Origin of the sequence: Marinimicrobium koreense (genome assembly GCF_003762925.1) — a bacterium.
Lineage (GTDB): Bacteria > Pseudomonadota > Gammaproteobacteria > Pseudomonadales > Cellvibrionaceae > Marinimicrobium > Marinimicrobium koreense.
On the sequence record NZ_RJUK01000001.1, the window covers coordinates 2,132,583 to 2,149,392 of the forward strand.

The window sequence follows — 16,810 nt, forward strand, 5'->3', positions numbered from 1 at the left end:
GAGCCTCATCACTATGTGCGAACTCCTGGCCATGAGCGCCAACACCCCCACCGACCTGTGTTTCAGCTTTACCGGCCTGACCCGCCGTGGCGGCGAGACCGGGCCTCACAAAGATGGCTGGGGCGTGGCGTTTTACGAAGGCAAAGGGGTGCGCAATTTCCACGACGCCGATGCCAGCGCCTCCTCCCGTATCGCCGAAGTGGTGCAGACCCACCCGATCAAAAGCGAAGTGGCCATCTGCCATATCCGTCAGGCCAATGTGGGGGACATTTGCCTCGCCAATACCCACCCGTTCACCCGCGAGCTATGGGGCCGGTACTGGGTGTTTGCCCACAACGGCCAAATATCGGATTTCGCGCCCGAACCCGGTTTCTACGAACCGGTGGGCACGACGGACAGCGAGGCGCTGTTCTGCGATATGCTCAACCACTTGCGCCGACATTGCGATCGGCACACGCCGACCGCCGAGGTGGTGCAGCGGCTGGTGAGTCTGTCTGAAGACTACGCCCGTCAGGGGGTATTCAACCTGCTGTTGAGCAACGGCGACTGGTTGTTCACCTACTGCTCCACCAAAATGGCGAGCATCACCCGCCGGGCGCCCTTCGGCCCGGCCCGCCTGAAAGACGCCGACATGATGGTGGATTTCGAATCCGAAACCACGCCCGATGACATCGTCAGTGTGATCGTCACCGAGCCGCTCACCAGCGATGAGACCTGGGATATCTACCAACCCGGAGAGTGGCGCTTGTGGCGCAAGGGCGAAATTGCAATGCAAAAAACCGAATAGAACGCTCGCCTAAGCGAAGTCTAACGACATCTGTTTATCGCCAGGGGCACTTTGCTTAGGACACATCCGTCTAAGCAAAACGGCGGCGATACCTTGAGTTTTTGTTAGCCTGAGTCACTATCAAAGTCACAGGATCACGGAACCCGTGGGAGCCCGACTTCGCATGAACGCACCCTTGCCACCCTCACCGTTGAACGACGCTCAGCGCCAGCAAATCGACGCCCTACTCCGGGAATTGAACGAGCAGCAACTGGACTGGGTCCAGGGCTATCTGGCCGGCTACCGGGCCGCGCTGCAAGCCGGCGGCGAACCGTCCAGCGCAAGTTGTTCCGCCGTCACACTGACCATACTGTACGGTTCTCAGACCGGCAACGCGGAAACCCTGGCCGAACAGTTGGCGGAGCAGGCCCGCGCCCAGGGCTTAGACGTCGAGAGCCTGGATATGGACGAATTCCCCGTCCGGCAACTGAAAAAGACCGAGCGGCTCGCCCTCATCACCTCCACCCACGGCGAAGGCGATCCTCCGGATAATGCCCTTGGGTTGCACGAGTACCTGCACGGGCGCAAGGCACCGAAACTCGGTCAGCTGCGTTACGCCGTACTGTCGCTGGGGGATTCCAGCTACGAATACTTTTGCCAGACCGGGGTGGATTTTGATCAACGCCTGGCGGCGTTGGGCGCCGAGCGGATGATCGATCGCGCGGACTGCGATGTGGACTATGAGGAGGCGGCCGATCAGTGGATGACGCAACTGCTGTCGACACTCAAATCCGAGACCAAGAGCACGGCTGCCGTCGCTCCGACACCCACAGCATCTCCCTCCGCCACTGCGGGCCATGATCGAAAACACCCGTTTTCCGCCCCTCTGTTGGACAGGGTAACGCTGAACGGCCGGGGCTCCAGCAAGGCGGTGCACCACCTGGAGCTTTCCCTGGAAGATTCCGGGCTGCGCTACCAACCCGGCGACTCCCTGGGCGTTTACGTGCAGAACGATCCAACGCTGGTGGCCCGGATTCTCGAGCAGACCCAATTGGACGGCGAGCAACCCGTGACGCTCAAGGACGATTCCCTGACACTTCATCAGGCGTTGCAGCATCACCTTGAGTTGACGCGATTGACACCACCGACGGTGCAACAGTGGGCCAAACTGAGTGAGGCCAGCGAGCTTCAACAATTGACCAACGATAAACGGGGGCTGATCGACTGGCTGCACGGGCGCGATCTGTTGGATCTGCTCCAGGAATATCCCATTGGCGGACTGAGTGCCCAGACGCTGGTCGACCACATCCGTCGCCTGCCGCCCCGTCTCTACTCCATCGCCTCCAGCCAGGCGGCCGTGGATGACGAAGTGCACCTGACCGTGGCAGCGGTGCGCTACCAACAACGCGAGCGCCTGCGTGAAGGGGTGGGCTCAACCTGGCTGGCGGATCGCCTGGCGCTGGATGACACGGCACCGGTGTTTATCGACACCAATAAGAACTTCCGCCTCCCGAATGACCCCAACGCGCCGATTGTGATGATCGGCCCCGGCACCGGGGTAGCGCCGTTTCGTGCCTTCATGCAGGAGCGCGAGGCCGAAGCGCACTCAGGCAAGAACTGGCTGTTTTTTGGCGACCGGAATTTTCGCACCGATTTTCTCTACCAGCGCGAATGGCTCCAGTGGCGCAAGCAGGGGCTGCTCAGCCGACTGGATGTGGCCTTTTCCCGGGACGGGCCGGACAAAGTGTATGTGCAACACCGAATTCGTGAGGCGGGGGCAGAGCTCTGGCGCTGGATCGAGGACGGCGCGCACCTGTACGTGTGCGGCGATGCCAATGCCATGGCGCCGGACGTGCACGAAGCCCTGATCGACGTGGTCAGCACCCACGGACACAAAAGCCGCGACAGCGCCGAGCAATACCTGCGCGAGCTGACCCGAAGCAAACGCTACCAGAGAGATGTGTACTGATGAGCCATGACGATTTGCCTTTAGCCGAACAGATCAAGCGCGAGAGCCGGTATCTGCGGGGTACCCTGCGCGACTCCCTGGCGGATCATGCCACTGGCGCGCTGCGCGATGAAGACACGCACCTGAGCAAGTTTCACGGCCTCTACCAGCAGGACGACCGGGAGCTGCGCGAAGAGCGCCGTCAGCAGAAACTTGAACCGCACTTCCAGTTTATGCTGCGCTTGCGGCTACCCGGCGGGGTACTGACCCCGGACCAGTGGCTGGGACTTGATGAAGTCGCCGACCGCTTTGCCGACGGCAGCCTGCGCCTGACCACCCGACAGACGTTTCAGTTTCATCGGGTGTTCAAGGAAAACCTGCAACCGCTGATTCAAGATCTGGATTCGCTGGGGCTGGACAGCCGGGGCGCCTGCGGGGATGTCAACCGCAACGTGGTGACGAACGTCAACCCGCACCTTTCTGCCAATCACGCACGGGTCTATGACCATGCAGTGCAGATCAGCGAACGACTGATGTGGCGATCGCGGGCCTATGAAGAAACCTGGCTGAACGAAGCACCAAAAACGCGCGAAGGCGAAGAGGAAGAACCCTTCTACACCTACCGCTACCTGCCCCGAAAATTCAAGGTCGCCATCGCCTTGCCACCCCACAATGATTGCGATGTATTGGCCAACGACATCGGCCTGATCGCCATCGAAGCACACGGCGACATCATCGGCTACAACATCGCCGTGGGCGGCGGCATGGGTATGACCTACGGGGAAACCGGTACCTACCCGCGCCTTGCCAGCCCGGTCGGCTTTGTGCCGGCCGATCAGGTGGTGGATGCCTGCGAGGCCATTGCCGCCATTCAGCGCGATCACGGTTGCCGCACCGACCGGGCTCACGCCCGATTCAAATACACGCTCGATGATTACGGGCTGGACTGGTTCAAGGATCGGTTTGCCGAGGTGCACGGCACGCCGCTGGAACCATTGCGGGACTACACCCTAAAGGACAGTGGCGATCAGTTCGGCTGGACCGAGGACGACCTGGGTCGGCACCACCTGACGCTGTTTATCCCCAGCGGCCGCATTCGCGATTTCGAGCAACTGAAGTTGCGTACCGCGTTGCGCAGCATCGCCCAAATTCATTCAGGCGAATTTCGCATCACCTGCAACCAGAACCTGATCATCGCTGGCGTCAGCGAACAGGAGAAGTCAGCCATCCAGAAGCTGGTGGAGCACTACGGCCTGGATGATGGCAGCAACAGCTCACCGCTGGCACGCAACGCCATTTCCTGCGTGGCCTTCCCCACCTGCGGACTGGCCATGGCCGAATCCGAACGCTACCTGCCGGAGTTAAGTCAGAAAGTTCACCAGTTGATGAGTGAGGCGGGCATCGGTGACGAGGTGATTCAATTGCGCGTATCCGGCTGCCCCAACGGCTGCGCCCGCCCCTACCTGGGGGAGATTGCACTCACCGGAAAGGCCCCCGGAAAATACAACCTGTACCTGGGCGCCGATACCGGTGGCAATCGGTTGAACCGCCTATACCGGGAGAATATCGACGAGGCACAGATACTCGCCGATCTGAAACCGCTGTTCGAGCGTTTTGCCCGGGAGCGCGATGCCGATGAAGGGTTTGGAGATTTTCTCTACCGCAGCGGCATTATCCGTCCCTACAGCGGCCCCGAAGACTTTCATCAGCCATTGATCGCCCGCGGGTGAGGCCATCACTATACCGATGGGGTTTGCTCTGCGTGGTCCGCCGGCTCGCGGCGATCGCACTTTACGCAATTGAGCAGGGTTCCGAGCATGGAGGCTCGTCCCATTGCGGTGGTAACCCAAGGGCGCTCAACCCAGGGTGGGTTGTGACGCACATGCTGATTGTGGCCGCAGGCCAGGCGCGCTACCCAGTGGTCTTCTTCATCTTTGTGGTAGCCGATGATCGGTTGCTCCATATTTGTGTTTACGACCTCTCATCTGCGGCGCCATCGTCCGCATCAACGAGGGAGGACTTACGTTCATTGTCATCGAGCAACCGCTGAATGCGCTCTCGCATCAATGCTTCGTGCAACTCCATCTGGCGCTGCTCGTTCCGCAACGATTTGAGCAATGACGCGGCCATAAACACCATCAGCACCATAAACGGGAAGGCCGCAACAATGGAAATGGTCTGCAGTGCGGTCAGGCCACCGCTCAGCAGTAGTACGCCGGCCACCAATACCTGAATGACGCCCCAGGTCAGTCGCATGGGCCGGCTTGGAGAGAGCACCCCCCGGCTGGTGAACATGCCCAGCACAAAGGTGGCCGAGTTGGCCGAGGTGATGACAAACAGCACAATCAGGACCAATACCAAGGCACTGATCCAACCCACCGCGGGGAGGAATTCAAGCATCTGAAACAGCGCCGAACTCATCTCCCGGGTCACCGCGTCGCCCAGCGCTGCACCTTCAAACAGTTCGAAGTACAGCGATGAGCCGCCAAAGGTGGCAAACCAGAGGGTGCTCAGTAGCACCGGCATACCAATGACGCCAACCACGAACTCCCGAATCGTCCGACCTCTGGAAATACGGGCGATAAAGCTTCCCACGAAGGGCGCCCAGGACAGGCCCCAGGCCCAGTAAAAAATCGTCCAACGGGCTACCCAGTCCTCACCCGTGTAGGGCGACATCACCAGGCTCATACCGATCATGTTGGAAAAGTAATCACCAATGGCATTGGTCATGGCGGCGGTGATGAAGTCAGTGGGCCCGGCAAAGAAAACAAACACCAGAACGGCCGCAGCCAGCAGCATGTTGGCATCGCTAACATAACGCACGCCACTTTCCAGAGGCGCCAGTGAGCAGAGTAAGAACACAATGGCCACCCCGGCCAATATGGCAAGCTGGGGCGTAGTGCCGAATGCCATACCAAACACCGAGCCCATTCCACTGTTGATCTGAATAACACCCAAGCCCAGGGTGGTGGCCACCCCGAACACCGTAGACACTACGGCCAACACATTGATCGCGTGCCCCCAGCCACCATCCACCCGGTCGCCCAGACTGGCCCGGAAGGTCTCGCTGATCAAGCCCGGCCGCTGCTGACGGAAGCGGACGTAGGCAATCGCGAGCCCCACGACAGCAAAGTTGGCCCACTGATGAAATCCCCAGTGAAACAGCGAGTACTGCATGGCCAACTCAGCGGACTCGGCACTGCGCCCCTCGGCCATACCCAGGGGCGGATTGACGTAGTGCGTCATGGGCTCGGCGACACCCCAGAACACCAGGCCAACCCCCATCCCGGCCGAAAAAATCATCCCCAACCAGGTGGGATAGGAAAATTCCGGCGCTTCACCGTCGGCCCCCAACCGGATGTTGCCACTACGACCGGCCCCCAGAGCAATGCAGAACACCAGAAAACCGGTGGTGACAAACAGGTACAGCCAGCCGAAGTGGCTGGTAGTGAAGGCCAGCGCCTGCTCTGAACCACCTGCCAACTGCTCTGGCCAGAAAATGCCGAGCACAACAAACGCACTCAAGAGTGCAACCGATACGTAAAAAACCCAACCGGGTCTGTTCATGAGACGCTCTGCTTCAATATTTTAATGGTGAGCCAAGTGCTTGATATGTAGCGAAAAAGCCTAACACGGACCGCACCAGCGACAAATACATTGATAAATACGTTGACAGTCACCCTAAAGCCTGTAGGATGGCTCGGGTTAGGAAGTTCTGATTTATATTGTAAAAACCTGTTCGATCCCTGCCCGTAGCTAGCAACTCTGTCGCACGTCATCGTCCTGTCTTTTTAAGTAATAGAACCTTTTTAGCACCACCGGTCCATCAGGGCCACCATCAAATGATTTATAGGTACGATTATGTCAGTAGTTACTGGAACAGTTAAGTGGTTCAACGAAGCGAAGGGTTTTGGTTTTCTGGAGCAGGAATCCGGTCCGGACGTTTTTGCACACTTCAGCGCCATCGTTGGTTCAGGCTTCAAAACCCTGGCCGAAGGCCAAGCGGTCAGCTTTAACGTGACCCAAGGTCAGAAAGGCCCGCAAGCCGAGAACATTCAGGCGATCTAAATCGTCTGCTGACACAGCCCGTCGCCGACAACCGAAGGCCGACGGATTGTGTTCTTTCAGGGGTTACTCCTGAATCAAAAACGGCGCCCTGTGAGGGGCGCCGTTTTTTTGTGTTCAATTTTCAATGGCGCGGTTACGAATCAATAACAATCGATCGCTGGGTGCACGCTGATCCGCTTTCATCTTGTCGGTATCCATGGAGGGAATACCGTCTTCCACCCGCAAGAAATCCTTGAGGATATCCATACGGAAAGCACCGGTGATGATATCCAGGCGACCATTGCCGGTGATATCCACCAACTCCAGTGGCACCACACCACGGTAGTCATCGCTGATGGGCCGAGGCTGGAATGTCAGGTCGCCGGTATTTTCATACCAGATCAGGGACTGCCGTTTTTCATCGTCCCAGTAATTGGTCCAGCTACTGACCACGATATCCGGATCGCCGTCGCCATCCATGTCCGCCACCGCCGCATTCGCAGCGCCATAGAAACGGCCGATGTCGTGGGCGGCAAACTGCATATTGCCTTTGTTTTCGAGCCACTGAACGCCGTGGTAAGGCTTGGGATCGGTTTGGGTATCGAAAGCATCACCATTGGTGAAGATAATATCCGGTTTCCCGTCACGGTTCAGATCCTCAACGGTCATACTGGTGGCACCAAACAACGGATGCCCGGCACTGACCAGATCCACCCGCTCAAACTCACCTTCACCCTGGTTTACAAAAGCGACCATGGTTTCGTATTCCTGAGCGAGCAATGTGACCAGATCCATTTTGCCATCGCCATTGAGATCCGCAGGCGTGATATTGAGCGCACCACTCAACCCCAACAGGGGTCTCTTCTGGTAATCGCCGCCGCCCTGATTCTCCAGCCAGAACACCTCGCCAATGCCAGCGCCACCAAACACCGACACGGCGATATCCAGATCGCCATCGTCGTCCAGATCCAGCGCCTGCACATCGGTCACACGCCCGAGCTGATGAATCAATAGCTGTTTTTCGTAGCCGCCCCCCGGCGTCTGCTGTAACAGAAAAATTTTGCCCGCCAATACTCCACTTGGGGCGAACTCGCCGAGATCGGCCACCAGAATGTCCTGCCGGCCATCGCCGTTAAAGTCGACGACTCGGGCCGTGATCGGCAACTCAATCTCGGCAATGGTGGACTCCCGCCACTGAGGTTTTTCACCTCCATCGGTTTGCAGCAGACGCAACTCGCCGCGCTCGCCGTCGCTGACCAGAAAGTTGAACCGGGCATCATTGTCCATTTCCACCTGCTGGATATTGAGAATTTGCGGAATACCTACCCCATCACCCACCCGCTCGGAGGTCCAGCTCATTGCCGGATGAGGATCATCAATATAGGGGAGGCTGGCCAACTGTTCGGGGCTGGACCCGTAATACAGTGCCTTGATGTGGGGTACGGCCTCCGCCGGAATCACGTCCTGACCGGTGCGGTTTTTGGCCAACTCCACCATGGAATCGATCACCCGCGGCCAACTGTGCCGGGGCAGCAGCGAGGGTGAGGGCACCTGATGGCAGCCGCCGCAATAGCGCTGCGTCAGCGCCACCACTTGTTCGCGGGATAGCCGCTCTGCGGGCTGGGACGGGTCGGCTTGGGACTGGGCCTGTGCCTGAGCCAGCACCGGCGTCGACATTGCCGCGCCAAGCACCAGTAGGCCGACCCGCAAGCGTCGGAAGGTTGCGCTCCATTCACCGGTAAAAACACGGGGGGTCCTGAGAAGGGTTCGATGCATAACCGTAGTGCCGCTGTGTTTGTTGGGTCCCACAATGATAAGCGGCTCCGAAGGCCTCTCCGGCACCGTTTATCATTGTGGGACCCAGTGTACACCAGGCCGGGGCATGACTGAACGCGCCCAGACGCTCAATGCAGACTGTTTACGGCCTCAGTGACCGGTTGGTTCAGCCCCTCCCGGCGGTGGATGACCTCCCCGTCGGCGTTGAGCAGCGCAATCACGTTGCTGTGGTCGTAACCGCCACTGGGATTTTTCCGGTAGCGGATACCCAGCAGCGCCGCCAGGGTGCGCACATCCGCCACCGAGCCGGTGGCAAAGTGCCAGGGCGTCTCCGTGGCCCGGAAATTGTGGGCGTACTCATTGAGCACCTCGACGGTGTCATTTTCCGTATCGAAACTCACCAACAGTAAGGTCACGTTTTCGCGCTGCTCGGCGGACAACCCCTGATGGATGCGACGCACATCTTCCACCAGCACCGGACAGGCCGTCGTGCAACTGGCGTACATCATGGTCACAATCACCGACTGTCCCGCCAGATCACTCAGGCGCAGTGTCTCGCCCCGGTGGGTCTGCCACGTGGCATCGAACTGATGCAGCGAGCCCTCCGGGATGTCACTGGCCATTCCCAGAGGGGTATGGTGATCGTGGTGGCCGTGATGGTCGTGACCGCCGTGGTTCGCGTGGTCGCCGGCAAACGCCAGTCCAGCCAGCGCCCAGAGGCCCAGAGCTGCCAACCAATGCCAAGCCTTTGTGAAGCGGTTCATGTTCATTCAGGTATCCTCAATCAGGGGTAAACGCAACGGAAGCCGAGGTTGCTGGCGGTGGTTTCCGGAGCGTGGTTGCTGCGCATCTGGTAGCGCAGCAGGGTGGCGTAGTGAGCGCTGTCGTAGCGCAGTATGAGACGGCCGGTATCACCGCAGGAACCACCGCCAAAATCCACCCGATCGCCGTTGGCGAGCAGCAGCTGGTAGTCCTCCAACCACTCATTCACGGGCCCGATAAAGCCCGAGAGCCCCAACGCCCGATCCTCGAAGGCTGCCGGACGCTGCTCACCGTACCAGGCGAACACAGCATTGGCGTAGTCTTCATCCGACAGGCCATTCAAGCGCCGCCGAAGGTCCACCAGATACTCCCACTGCACCAGACTGGGCAGGGTGCCGCCCTGGGCCTCACAGTAGGCCCGGGCCGCGTACCAGGACACCTGAACCACCGGCGCCTCTGGCGCTCCATCCGGGGTGACATCCGAGGACCAGCCGCGCAGGTAGCCGCCATCGTGAAACAGCCCCGCGACCGCCGAGCGACGCCAGTGGGGATGAGCCTCCACAAACGCCGCATAGTCCTCGCGGTTGACCGGGCGGGCATCCACCCGGAAGCTTGCCACCCACTCGGTGCGGCGCTCCCGGTCGAGCAGCACCGGGTGTTCAAAATTGCCCTCCGGTACCACCACCGGCTCGGCCGCCAGGGCGGTGACGGTGCCGGCCAACAGGAGCCCGCCCCACAACCATTGTTTACACCACCCTGACATCTCGCTCTCCTCCTACTGTGCCGGTGCGGCAATCAAGGCGCCGGCGGCGCCGCGCTCGGCGTCGTGGAACTCGTGATCCACCAGTTTGTACAGCCCGTCTTCCGGAACGATGAACTCCATCACCGCACCGTTACTGGCCCCCAGAAGTACGGTCTGCATACCGCGCCACTCGTTCTCCAGATTGCCCTCGTACCAGACCCGATCAAAGATGGCACCGATCACGTGGAAGCTGGAGGTGCCGTTGGGTCCGGCGTTCAGCACGTAGAGGCGCACCCGGTCACCTTTTTTGGCGCGCAAGGGCTGATCCATCAGGGCGGACACATGACCGTTAAAGGTCACGTGGCTGGGGTTGTTGGCCATGGCAGCCTGGTGATCATAGATATAGGACTCGCCCACCTGCTGCAGATAGAACTCGGACTGGGTAATCACGTATTCGTGATCGGCTTCCGTGGGGTAGCCCTCTTTGGGGGAAACCACCACCGCGCCGTACTGCCCCATGGCGGTGTGCATCAACACACTGGATGTACCGCAGTGGTACATGTAGACACCGGGATAGTTGGCCACCCATTCGAACTGGACGGTTTCCCCCGGCGAGATGCTGCGCCACTTATCATCGGCCGCCACGGTGCCGCTGTGAAAGTCCATGGAGTGAGGCATGGGGGAAATGGCCGCCTCCGGCTTCTGGTAGGGGTTGTCCGACATCTGCCGGTAGAAAGGCGCGGCGCCCTTGCCGGGCTCGGACACCAGCACGGCCTCGTCGGAGCGGTTTTTCATGGTAAACACCACCCGGTCGCCCTCGCGCACGTGCAACACCGGACCAGGCACGCTGCCGCCAAAGGTCCAGGCGGTGTAACTCACGCCCGGGGCCACCTCCACTTTCTGGGACAGGGTGTCCAGCCGGACCTGATGGGTTTTGTTGCCGGCGTAGTCGAGCTTGGCCAAATGGGGGGACGCGGTCATGGTATCGCCCACCACCGCATCGCCCCGGTAATCCTCGCGGAACACTTCGGCCTTGGGCATGCCGTAGACCTTGCCCTCGATTTCAAACTCACCGGCGGTTGCCATGGGCCCGGCCTGAGAACAGCCTACTAACGCCGCCAAGGCACTCACGCTCGCTCCCAGGGCCATCATTTTCATCATCTGTTTCATTGTTAAGTTCTCTCTATCAATTAATAAAATGGGTACCGTTAACGCAATGCACTGATATTGGCTTCGGATAGGGTCAAGTCACTACTGCCGTTGAGATCCGAAAGGATGTAGGCCACCAAGTCGGCAATATCCGAATCACTGATGTGAGCCATGGACGGCATCACACTGTTGTAGGATTTTCCGTTCACTGTCAGCGGACCGGAAACGCCCTTGACGATGGCCTGCGCGATATAGTCGGGGTTGCCGGCCAGATTGGCGTTATCGGCCAGGGGAGGAAAGGCGCCGGGAATACCGGCACCGGCGGGCTGATGGCAGGCCTGACAATTCATCTGATAAACGGTTTTGCCGTTGGCCGGGTCGGCGGCGTGAAGGTTGAGGCTGAGGCTCGCCAGCGCCCCCAACAAACAGCGACCAAAGAAACCACGGCGGGACAAGGAAAAGGCGGGACACTTCATGTAAACACCTCGATCTGCTACCGGGGAAATCGTACCTGTTACGATTTCCCACACAGCTTCATCAGACCAGAAATTCAGGTGCCACACTATTGCGCCGATGGGTTATTCGGCGCCCCTCTGAAATGCCCTATTGGGGGTAGACGATGGGGATTGGGGAGTATTCCCGTAGGCTCAAGCGGGCAAGCGCCGTAACATGAAAGTAACAACCCATGAGAGCAGCAATCCTGAACAAACAATTCCCCCGGGAGGAGTTTCATGACTGATCACCGCCCGACCTACGACTGGAACCCTCGCAGCGACACGGTTCTGGACAACCCCGTCGCCAGTTTCGATGACATGCGCCAACGCTGCCCGGTGGCCCGCAGCAAGTACATGGGGTGGTCCGTGTTTCGCCACGAGGATGTGCTGGCGGTGGTGACCGATCATGAAACCTTCAGCAATCAAGTTTCAAAGCACCGATCCGTTCCCAATGGAATGGATCAGCCCGAACACACCCCGTATCGCACACTGATAGAGCCTTTTTTTACCGATCAGCGCATGGCGCTGTTTGAACCGGAGTGCCGCGACATTGCCGCCGAGCTGGCTCGAGCTATCGCCGGACGGAAGCAGGTAGATATTGTCGCCGAGCTGGCGGAGCCCTTCGCCTTGCAGATCCAGTGCGCCTTCCTCGGTTGGCCCGACAGTCTGCAGGAGCCGCTGCGCGAATGGGCCCACGAAAACCACGAGGCCACGCTGGCCGGCGATCGGGAGGCCATGGCGGAAATTGCCCAACGCTTCAGTCGTTATATTCACGAACTGCTCGAAACCCGACGTGAGCAAGGCAATTGGGTGCCGGAAGATCCCACCACGGAAATCATGCGCAGTACCATCGATGGTCAACCCATTCCCGAGAAAGATATCGTCAGCATTCTGCGCAACTGGACCGTGGGCGAAATCGGCACCATTGCCGCCTCGGTCGGCCTGTTGCTGAAATTTCTGGCCGACCATCCGTCGTTGCAGGCAACGCTGCGTGAGGATGTCGACCTAATTCCGGAAGCCGTGGACGAAATTCTGCGCATTCACGGCCCGCTGGTCACCAATCGGCGCAAAGCCACCGGCCCTGCCACGCTGCAAAGCCGCCAAATCGAAACCGGAGACCGGGTAACGGTCAACTGGATATCGGCCAACCGGGATGAAGGCGTGTTTCCACAGCCCGATCAGTTCCGCTGGGGCCGCGACCAGAGCCAGAACCTGCTCTACGGTGCGGGCCTGCACGTCTGCCCCGGCGCACCGCTGGCGCGGTTGGAGCTTCGGGTACTGATGGAGGCGTTATTACAGATCAGCGGCGCCTTTGCGCCGACGCCCGACAAGGCGCCGGTCAATGCGTACTATCCGGCCAGCGGTTACCAGCACCTGTGGTTGGATTTCGACGAAAGCTGACGCTGCGTGCTTCGTTATAACCGAACGCTATGGATTAGACGGAAAGGTCATTTTACGACCGCCGGTGCGACCTTTATCATCCCCTCTACTGACCGGTCGGTCAGGGCTTGTATTTGCCCGGTCCGGCCCCACTAACAATGATTCCATTCCATCATTTGTGTTCGATCCCGAAAGGAGGTCTCATGGCCCTGCGTATTGGTAGCACAGCACCCGACTTTACCGCCCAAACCACCGAAGGCGAAATCAACTTCCACGAGTGGATTGGCGACTCCTGGGCGATCCTGTTCTCTCACCCGAAAGACTTTACCCCGGTGTGCACCACCGAGCTGGGTTACATGGCCAAACTCAAGCCGGAATTCGACAAGCGCAACACCAAGATCATCGGTCTGTCGGTCGATCCGGTGGACAACCACGCCAAGTGGGCCAAGGACATTGAAGAAACCCAGGGCACCGCACCCAACTACCCGATGATTGGCGACACGGATCTGAACGTGGCCAAGCTGTACGACATGCTGCCGGAAGATGAAGGCGCTTCCTCAGACGGTCGCACCGCCGCCGACAACGCCACCGTGCGCGCGGTGTTCATCATCGGTCCGGACAAAAAGATCAAAGCCCAGTTGATCTACCCGATGACCAGCGGTCGCAACTTTGACGAGATTCTGCGTCTGTTGGAGTCCGTGCAGCTGACCAGCAAGCACACCGTCGCCACACCGGTGAACTGGAAAAATGGTGAAGACATCATCATTCCGCCGTCGGTCAGTGACGAAGACGCCAAAAAGAAATTCCCCGAAGGCTTCAAAACCCTCAAGCCCTACCTGAGAACGGCCAAGCAGCCGCAGTAAAAACGGTTACACCGGCCGAGGCTGACCGCCCCGGCCGGTGATCGGTCAGAACTGCCAGTTGATCTGGGCCGCCAGGATGTTGACCGAGCTGTCGAAGCTGCCGTCCAGAGTGTAGCTTCCGCCCAGAGGGGTGGGCTCAGTACGCTCCAGTTGAGCATCATCCACCAGCAGGTGAGCGTAACTCACATCCATGGTGACCGAATCGAATACCTGGAAGTTGGCGCCGACGGCCAGCCAGGTACGATCCTCATCCGGAATTCTCGGACTGACAAACTCCGGATCGGTTTGCGGCGCCTCGTCCTGCGCCACACCAAAACGCAAGGTGAAGGTATCCGTCAACGCCGCGCTGGCGCCCAACGCCAGGCGAAGCGTGTCATCGTAACGCAGGTCCAGTGTGGCCACGTTCTCACCGTTATCAACATTATCAACCGCAATGGTCTGAATGCTGCTCCAGCGGGTTTGCGCAATGTCCGCGTGCAGGGTCCACACATCATTCAACTGTTGCGAACCACTCAGGGTAATGGTATCCGGCAGCTCCGCCCCAGCATTGACCGGACCTTCCAGCCCGGTCAGCCCACTGGCACACAAGTCACCGGTCGTCGGATTGCCCTCTAGCGGAGTAGGCACACCCGCACCGGGAACGCAGGCTGCGTTAAAGTCGAAGGCCGCAGAGCCATCCAGCGTAAAGTCGCCCCCCTGACGCCAAGTCAAACCCAACTGTGTTCCCGGGGCCGGTGTCCACAACACGCTGGCATCGAATACGATATCGTCATCATCCCCTTCAATGCTCGCACTACTGTCGGTGGCGGGATCCGGGCTGGCACCCAAGGTGGAATCAAACTGGCTTTGCAGGGTGACATCGATCATCTGATAGTTGATCCCCAAACCAAAGGCGATCTGATCGTTGGGTGCCCAGGCGCTGGTGAGGTTCAGGTTGGTGACTTCCAGTTCACTGAAGGTGGCGTCGTAGCGCCCCGGCCACTCGGTACCAAAGTCACTGGAAAGGCCAAAGGGACCGCCCGCGCCCAGGCCCAGGGTGAACTGCTCGGATACCGGAACGACCCAATAGGCATTGGGAATAAATCCGGTTTCGTCGGTGGTCCCGCTGCCTTGCACACGCACGGTATTACCCTGAATGACGTAATTGCTGCCGTCGTTGACGAAGTCCGCTTCGGTGAGCACGACGTTTCCACCCAGGGTCAGGTTCTGACCGTCCAGACGTGCCATGCCCGCCGGATTGAAGTAGACCGTAGAGGCATCGGTAATATCCGACGCCGTACCGGCAAATGCCTTGCCCATGTGGGCCGGACTTTGCTCAAGCAGCTGGAATGAAGACGCCAGGGTTACCGACGGCAAACTCAGCAAGGACAGCGCAAAACAGGCGCGGAGCGCTTTTTGATCCATGGTATTCTCCTCCTGCGTACAGTGGTTATGTGTGTCAACGTCATCGAACTGTAGTGTAGCAGTTTCAAAACGCAAGCAACCGATCGTGAATGGAGGAATAATGAGCGAGCACTCGTACACCCCACCCAAAGTCTGGACGCCAGACACATCGGCCGGCGGTAAATTCAGTGGCATCAACCGCCCCACAGCGGGGGCCCGTTTCGAGCGAGCGCTACCGGTTGGTAAGCACCCTCTGCAGCTCTATTCACTCGCAACACCCAACGGCGTAAAAGCGACCATCATGCTCGAAGAGCTTCTCGCTCGCGGAATTTCGGGAGCGGAGTACGACGCACACTACATCGACATCATGGAGCAAGATCAGTTCTCCAGTGGTTTTGTGGCGGTTAATCCCAATTCAAAGATACCGGCCATGGTCGACCACAGTACCGATCCGGTCACACGGGTATTTGAGTCCGGTTCGATTCTGCTTTACCTGGCTGACAAGTTTCGCGCATTTATTCCCGACAGCATCGCGGGTCGCACCGAGTGTCTCAACTGGCTATTTTGGCAGATGGGCAGCGCACCCTTGTTGGGCGGCGGGTTTGGTCATTTTTACGCCTACGCGCCGGAGCCTTACGAGTACCCCATCAATCGTTTTACCATGGAAGTTAAACGTCAGCTGGATGTGCTCGATCGCGAACTGGCGGACAAAACCTATTTGGCGGGAGAGCAGTACAGCATTGCGGACATGGCCATCTGGCCGTGGTATGGCGAACTGGTGTTGGGGCGCCTGTACGATGCCGGCGAGTTTTTATCGGTGGATGAGTATCGACACCTGAAGCGGTGGGCGCAGGCCATCGATCAGAGGCCAGCCGTGCAGCGCGGGCGCAAAGTCAATCGCACCTGGGGCGAACCTCACGAGCAATTGCGCGAGCGCCACGACGCCGCGGATCTTGATGTGTAGGGATAACCGACCCTAGAAAAACATCCCCGTTTCCAACTGAGCTTCTTCACTCATCATCTCGCGCGTCCAGGGTGGATCAAACACCAACTGGACGTCGCTGGATTGGACGTGGGGCACTTCCGCCAGGCGTCGCTTGATATCATCCACCAGCACATCGCCCATTCCGCAGCCCGGTGCCGTCAGGGTCATCTCCACAAACACATGGCCGCGTGACTGATCCACATCCATTTTATACACCAGGCCCAGGCTGACGATATTCACCGGAATTTCCGGATCGTAAACCATGGATAGCGCCTTCCAGACCTGATCTTCATCGATGCGGCCGTCTTCACGCGCTTCGAACTCAAGCGCATTGGAGGTCAGGCCGATGGCGTCGGCATCTTTACCGTCGATACGAATCAGGTTGCCGTGGTACAGCAGCGTGTAGCTGGCCCCTAACGCCTGGGTAATGGCCGCCTCGGCCCCCTTGGGAATCATCAGATCATCACCGGAGGGCACCAGCTTGGCCGGACACTCGCGCTCAAACTCCACCTCAC

Annotated in this window: 16 protein-coding genes; 7 read left to right on the forward strand and 9 right to left on the reverse strand. The window is 59.2% G+C overall.

Features of this window, described 5'->3' with window-relative positions; genetic code table 11:
* Positions 1-13 precede the first annotated feature (13 nt).
* The 3 genes from EDC38_RS09305 (at position 14) to cysI (ending at position 4,444) form a co-directional block, all read left to right on the forward strand.
* On the forward strand, positions 14-787 hold the full coding sequence (locus EDC38_RS09305) for a class II glutamine amidotransferase (RefSeq protein WP_123638265.1): 774 nt from the start codon (positions 14-16) through the stop codon (positions 785-787).
* Positions 788-950: 163 nt separating this feature from the next.
* On the forward strand, positions 951-2,735 hold the full coding sequence (locus EDC38_RS09310; RefSeq protein WP_123638266.1) for an assimilatory sulfite reductase (NADPH) flavoprotein subunit: 1,785 nt from the start codon (positions 951-953) through the stop codon (positions 2,733-2,735).
* The gene (cysI, locus tag EDC38_RS09315; RefSeq protein WP_123638267.1) at positions 2,735-4,444 is read left to right on the forward strand and encodes an assimilatory sulfite reductase (NADPH) hemoprotein subunit; all 1,710 of its coding nucleotides are present in this window, start codon (positions 2,735-2,737) and stop codon (positions 4,442-4,444) included. The genes EDC38_RS09310 and cysI overlap by 1 nt, the downstream gene beginning before the upstream one ends.
* Positions 4,445-4,452: 8 nt before the next feature.
* Here the strand turns inward: cysI and EDC38_RS09320 are convergent, their stop codons facing one another.
* Positions 4,453-4,677 carry a DUF3565 domain-containing protein gene (locus tag EDC38_RS09320; RefSeq protein ID WP_123638268.1) on the reverse strand — a complete coding sequence of 75 codons (225 nt, stop codon included), beginning with the start codon at positions 4,675-4,677 and terminating at the stop codon, positions 4,453-4,455.
* Between the two features lie 8 nt (positions 4,678-4,685).
* Positions 4,686-6,281, reverse strand: a complete 1,596-nt coding sequence (locus tag EDC38_RS09325) for a BCCT family transporter (RefSeq protein ID WP_123638269.1) — start codon at positions 6,279-6,281, stop codon at positions 4,686-4,688.
* 294 nt (positions 6,282-6,575) lie between these two features.
* Between EDC38_RS09325 and EDC38_RS09330 the strand changes: the two genes are divergently transcribed.
* Positions 6,576-6,782 (forward strand): cold-shock protein, encoded by a 207-nt coding sequence (locus EDC38_RS09330; protein ID WP_024461242.1) that lies wholly within the window; start codon positions 6,576-6,578, stop codon positions 6,780-6,782.
* Positions 6,783-6,896: 114 nt separating this feature from the next.
* On the opposite strand, the gene EDC38_RS09335 is transcribed toward EDC38_RS09330, so the two are convergent.
* From EDC38_RS09335 to EDC38_RS09355, 5 genes are all read right to left on the reverse strand, one after another.
* Positions 6,897-8,537: an FG-GAP repeat domain-containing protein gene (locus tag EDC38_RS09335; RefSeq protein ID WP_123638270.1), complete on the reverse strand. Its 1,641-nt coding sequence runs from the start codon at positions 8,535-8,537 to the stop codon at positions 6,897-6,899.
* A 128-nt stretch (positions 8,538-8,665) separates the two neighbouring features.
* Complete coding sequence (locus tag EDC38_RS09340) at positions 8,666-9,301, reverse strand: SCO family protein (RefSeq protein ID WP_170162882.1); 636 nt, start codon at positions 9,299-9,301, stop codon at positions 8,666-8,668.
* Between the two features lie 20 nt (positions 9,302-9,321).
* A complete protein-coding gene (locus EDC38_RS09345) occupies positions 9,322-10,062 on the reverse strand; it encodes an SUMF1/EgtB/PvdO family nonheme iron enzyme (protein WP_123638272.1) in 741 nt (246 codons plus the stop codon).
* A gap of 12 nt (positions 10,063-10,074) precedes the next feature.
* Positions 10,075-11,211 carry a multicopper oxidase domain-containing protein gene (locus tag EDC38_RS09350; RefSeq protein ID WP_211331064.1) on the reverse strand — a complete coding sequence of 379 codons (1,137 nt, stop codon included), beginning with the start codon at positions 11,209-11,211 and terminating at the stop codon, positions 10,075-10,077.
* A gap of 38 nt (positions 11,212-11,249) precedes the next feature.
* Positions 11,250-11,666, reverse strand: coding sequence for a c-type cytochrome (locus EDC38_RS09355; protein ID WP_123638273.1), 417 nt, complete (start codon positions 11,664-11,666; stop codon positions 11,250-11,252).
* A 255-nt stretch (positions 11,667-11,921) separates the two neighbouring features.
* On the opposite strand from EDC38_RS09355, the gene EDC38_RS09360 reads away from it, so the two are divergent.
* Positions 11,922-13,085, forward strand: coding sequence for a cytochrome P450 (locus EDC38_RS09360; protein WP_123638274.1), 1,164 nt, complete (start codon positions 11,922-11,924; stop codon positions 13,083-13,085).
* Between the two features lie 182 nt (positions 13,086-13,267).
* The gene (locus EDC38_RS09365; RefSeq protein ID WP_123638275.1) at positions 13,268-13,927 is read left to right on the forward strand and encodes a peroxiredoxin; all 660 of its coding nucleotides are present in this window, start codon (positions 13,268-13,270) and stop codon (positions 13,925-13,927) included.
* Positions 13,928-13,972: 45 nt separating this feature from the next.
* Here the strand turns inward: EDC38_RS09365 and EDC38_RS09370 are convergent, their stop codons facing one another.
* A complete protein-coding gene (locus tag EDC38_RS09370; RefSeq protein WP_123638276.1) occupies positions 13,973-15,331 on the reverse strand; it encodes an OmpP1/FadL family transporter in 1,359 nt (452 codons plus the stop codon).
* Between the two features lie 100 nt (positions 15,332-15,431).
* Between EDC38_RS09370 and yghU the strand changes: the two genes are divergently transcribed.
* Positions 15,432-16,274 (forward strand): glutathione-dependent disulfide-bond oxidoreductase, encoded by an 843-nt coding sequence (yghU, locus tag EDC38_RS09375; protein WP_123638277.1) that lies wholly within the window; start codon positions 15,432-15,434, stop codon positions 16,272-16,274.
* A 12-nt stretch (positions 16,275-16,286) separates the two neighbouring features.
* Here yghU and sufT read toward each other — a convergent pair whose 3' ends face one another.
* Entirely contained in the window at positions 16,287-16,805 is a 519-nt protein-coding gene (gene sufT / locus EDC38_RS16525; RefSeq protein ID WP_281273534.1) for a putative Fe-S cluster assembly protein SufT, read from the reverse strand.
* Positions 16,806-16,810: the final 5 nt, after the last annotated feature.

What these genes read in the sequence shown, in the direction of transcription:
- EDC38_RS09305 (WP_123638265.1), top strand. Translation starts at nt 14, where the DNA reads ATGTGCGAACTCCTGGCCATGAGCGCCAACACCCCCACCGACCTGTGT.
- EDC38_RS09310 (WP_123638266.1), top strand. Translation starts at nt 951, where the DNA reads ATGAACGCACCCTTGCCACCCTCACCGTTGAACGACGCTCAGCGCCAG.
- cysI (WP_123638267.1), top strand. Translation starts at nt 2,735, where the DNA reads ATGAGCCATGACGATTTGCCTTTAGCCGAACAGATCAAGCGCGAGAGC.
- EDC38_RS09320 (WP_123638268.1), bottom strand. Translation starts at nt 4,677, where the DNA reads ATGGAGCAACCGATCATCGGCTACCACAAAGATGAAGAAGACCACTGG.
- EDC38_RS09325 (WP_123638269.1), bottom strand. Translation starts at nt 6,281, where the DNA reads ATGAACAGACCCGGTTGGGTTTTTTACGTATCGGTTGCACTCTTGAGT.
- EDC38_RS09330 (WP_024461242.1), top strand. Translation starts at nt 6,576, where the DNA reads ATGTCAGTAGTTACTGGAACAGTTAAGTGGTTCAACGAAGCGAAGGGT.
- EDC38_RS09335 (WP_123638270.1), bottom strand. Translation starts at nt 8,537, where the DNA reads ATGCATCGAACCCTTCTCAGGACCCCCCGTGTTTTTACCGGTGAATGG.
- EDC38_RS09340 (WP_170162882.1), bottom strand. Translation starts at nt 9,301, where the DNA reads ATGAACCGCTTCACAAAGGCTTGGCATTGGTTGGCAGCTCTGGGCCTC.
- EDC38_RS09345 (WP_123638272.1), bottom strand. Translation starts at nt 10,062, where the DNA reads ATGTCAGGGTGGTGTAAACAATGGTTGTGGGGCGGGCTCCTGTTGGCC.
- EDC38_RS09350 (WP_211331064.1), bottom strand. Translation starts at nt 11,211, where the DNA reads ATGAAACAGATGATGAAAATGATGGCCCTGGGAGCGAGCGTGAGTGCC.
- EDC38_RS09355 (WP_123638273.1), bottom strand. Translation starts at nt 11,666, where the DNA reads ATGAAGTGTCCCGCCTTTTCCTTGTCCCGCCGTGGTTTCTTTGGTCGC.
- EDC38_RS09360 (WP_123638274.1), top strand. Translation starts at nt 11,922, where the DNA reads ATGACTGATCACCGCCCGACCTACGACTGGAACCCTCGCAGCGACACG.
- EDC38_RS09365 (WP_123638275.1), top strand. Translation starts at nt 13,268, where the DNA reads ATGGCCCTGCGTATTGGTAGCACAGCACCCGACTTTACCGCCCAAACC.
- EDC38_RS09370 (WP_123638276.1), bottom strand. Translation starts at nt 15,331, where the DNA reads ATGGATCAAAAAGCGCTCCGCGCCTGTTTTGCGCTGTCCTTGCTGAGT.
- yghU (WP_123638277.1), top strand. Translation starts at nt 15,432, where the DNA reads ATGAGCGAGCACTCGTACACCCCACCCAAAGTCTGGACGCCAGACACA.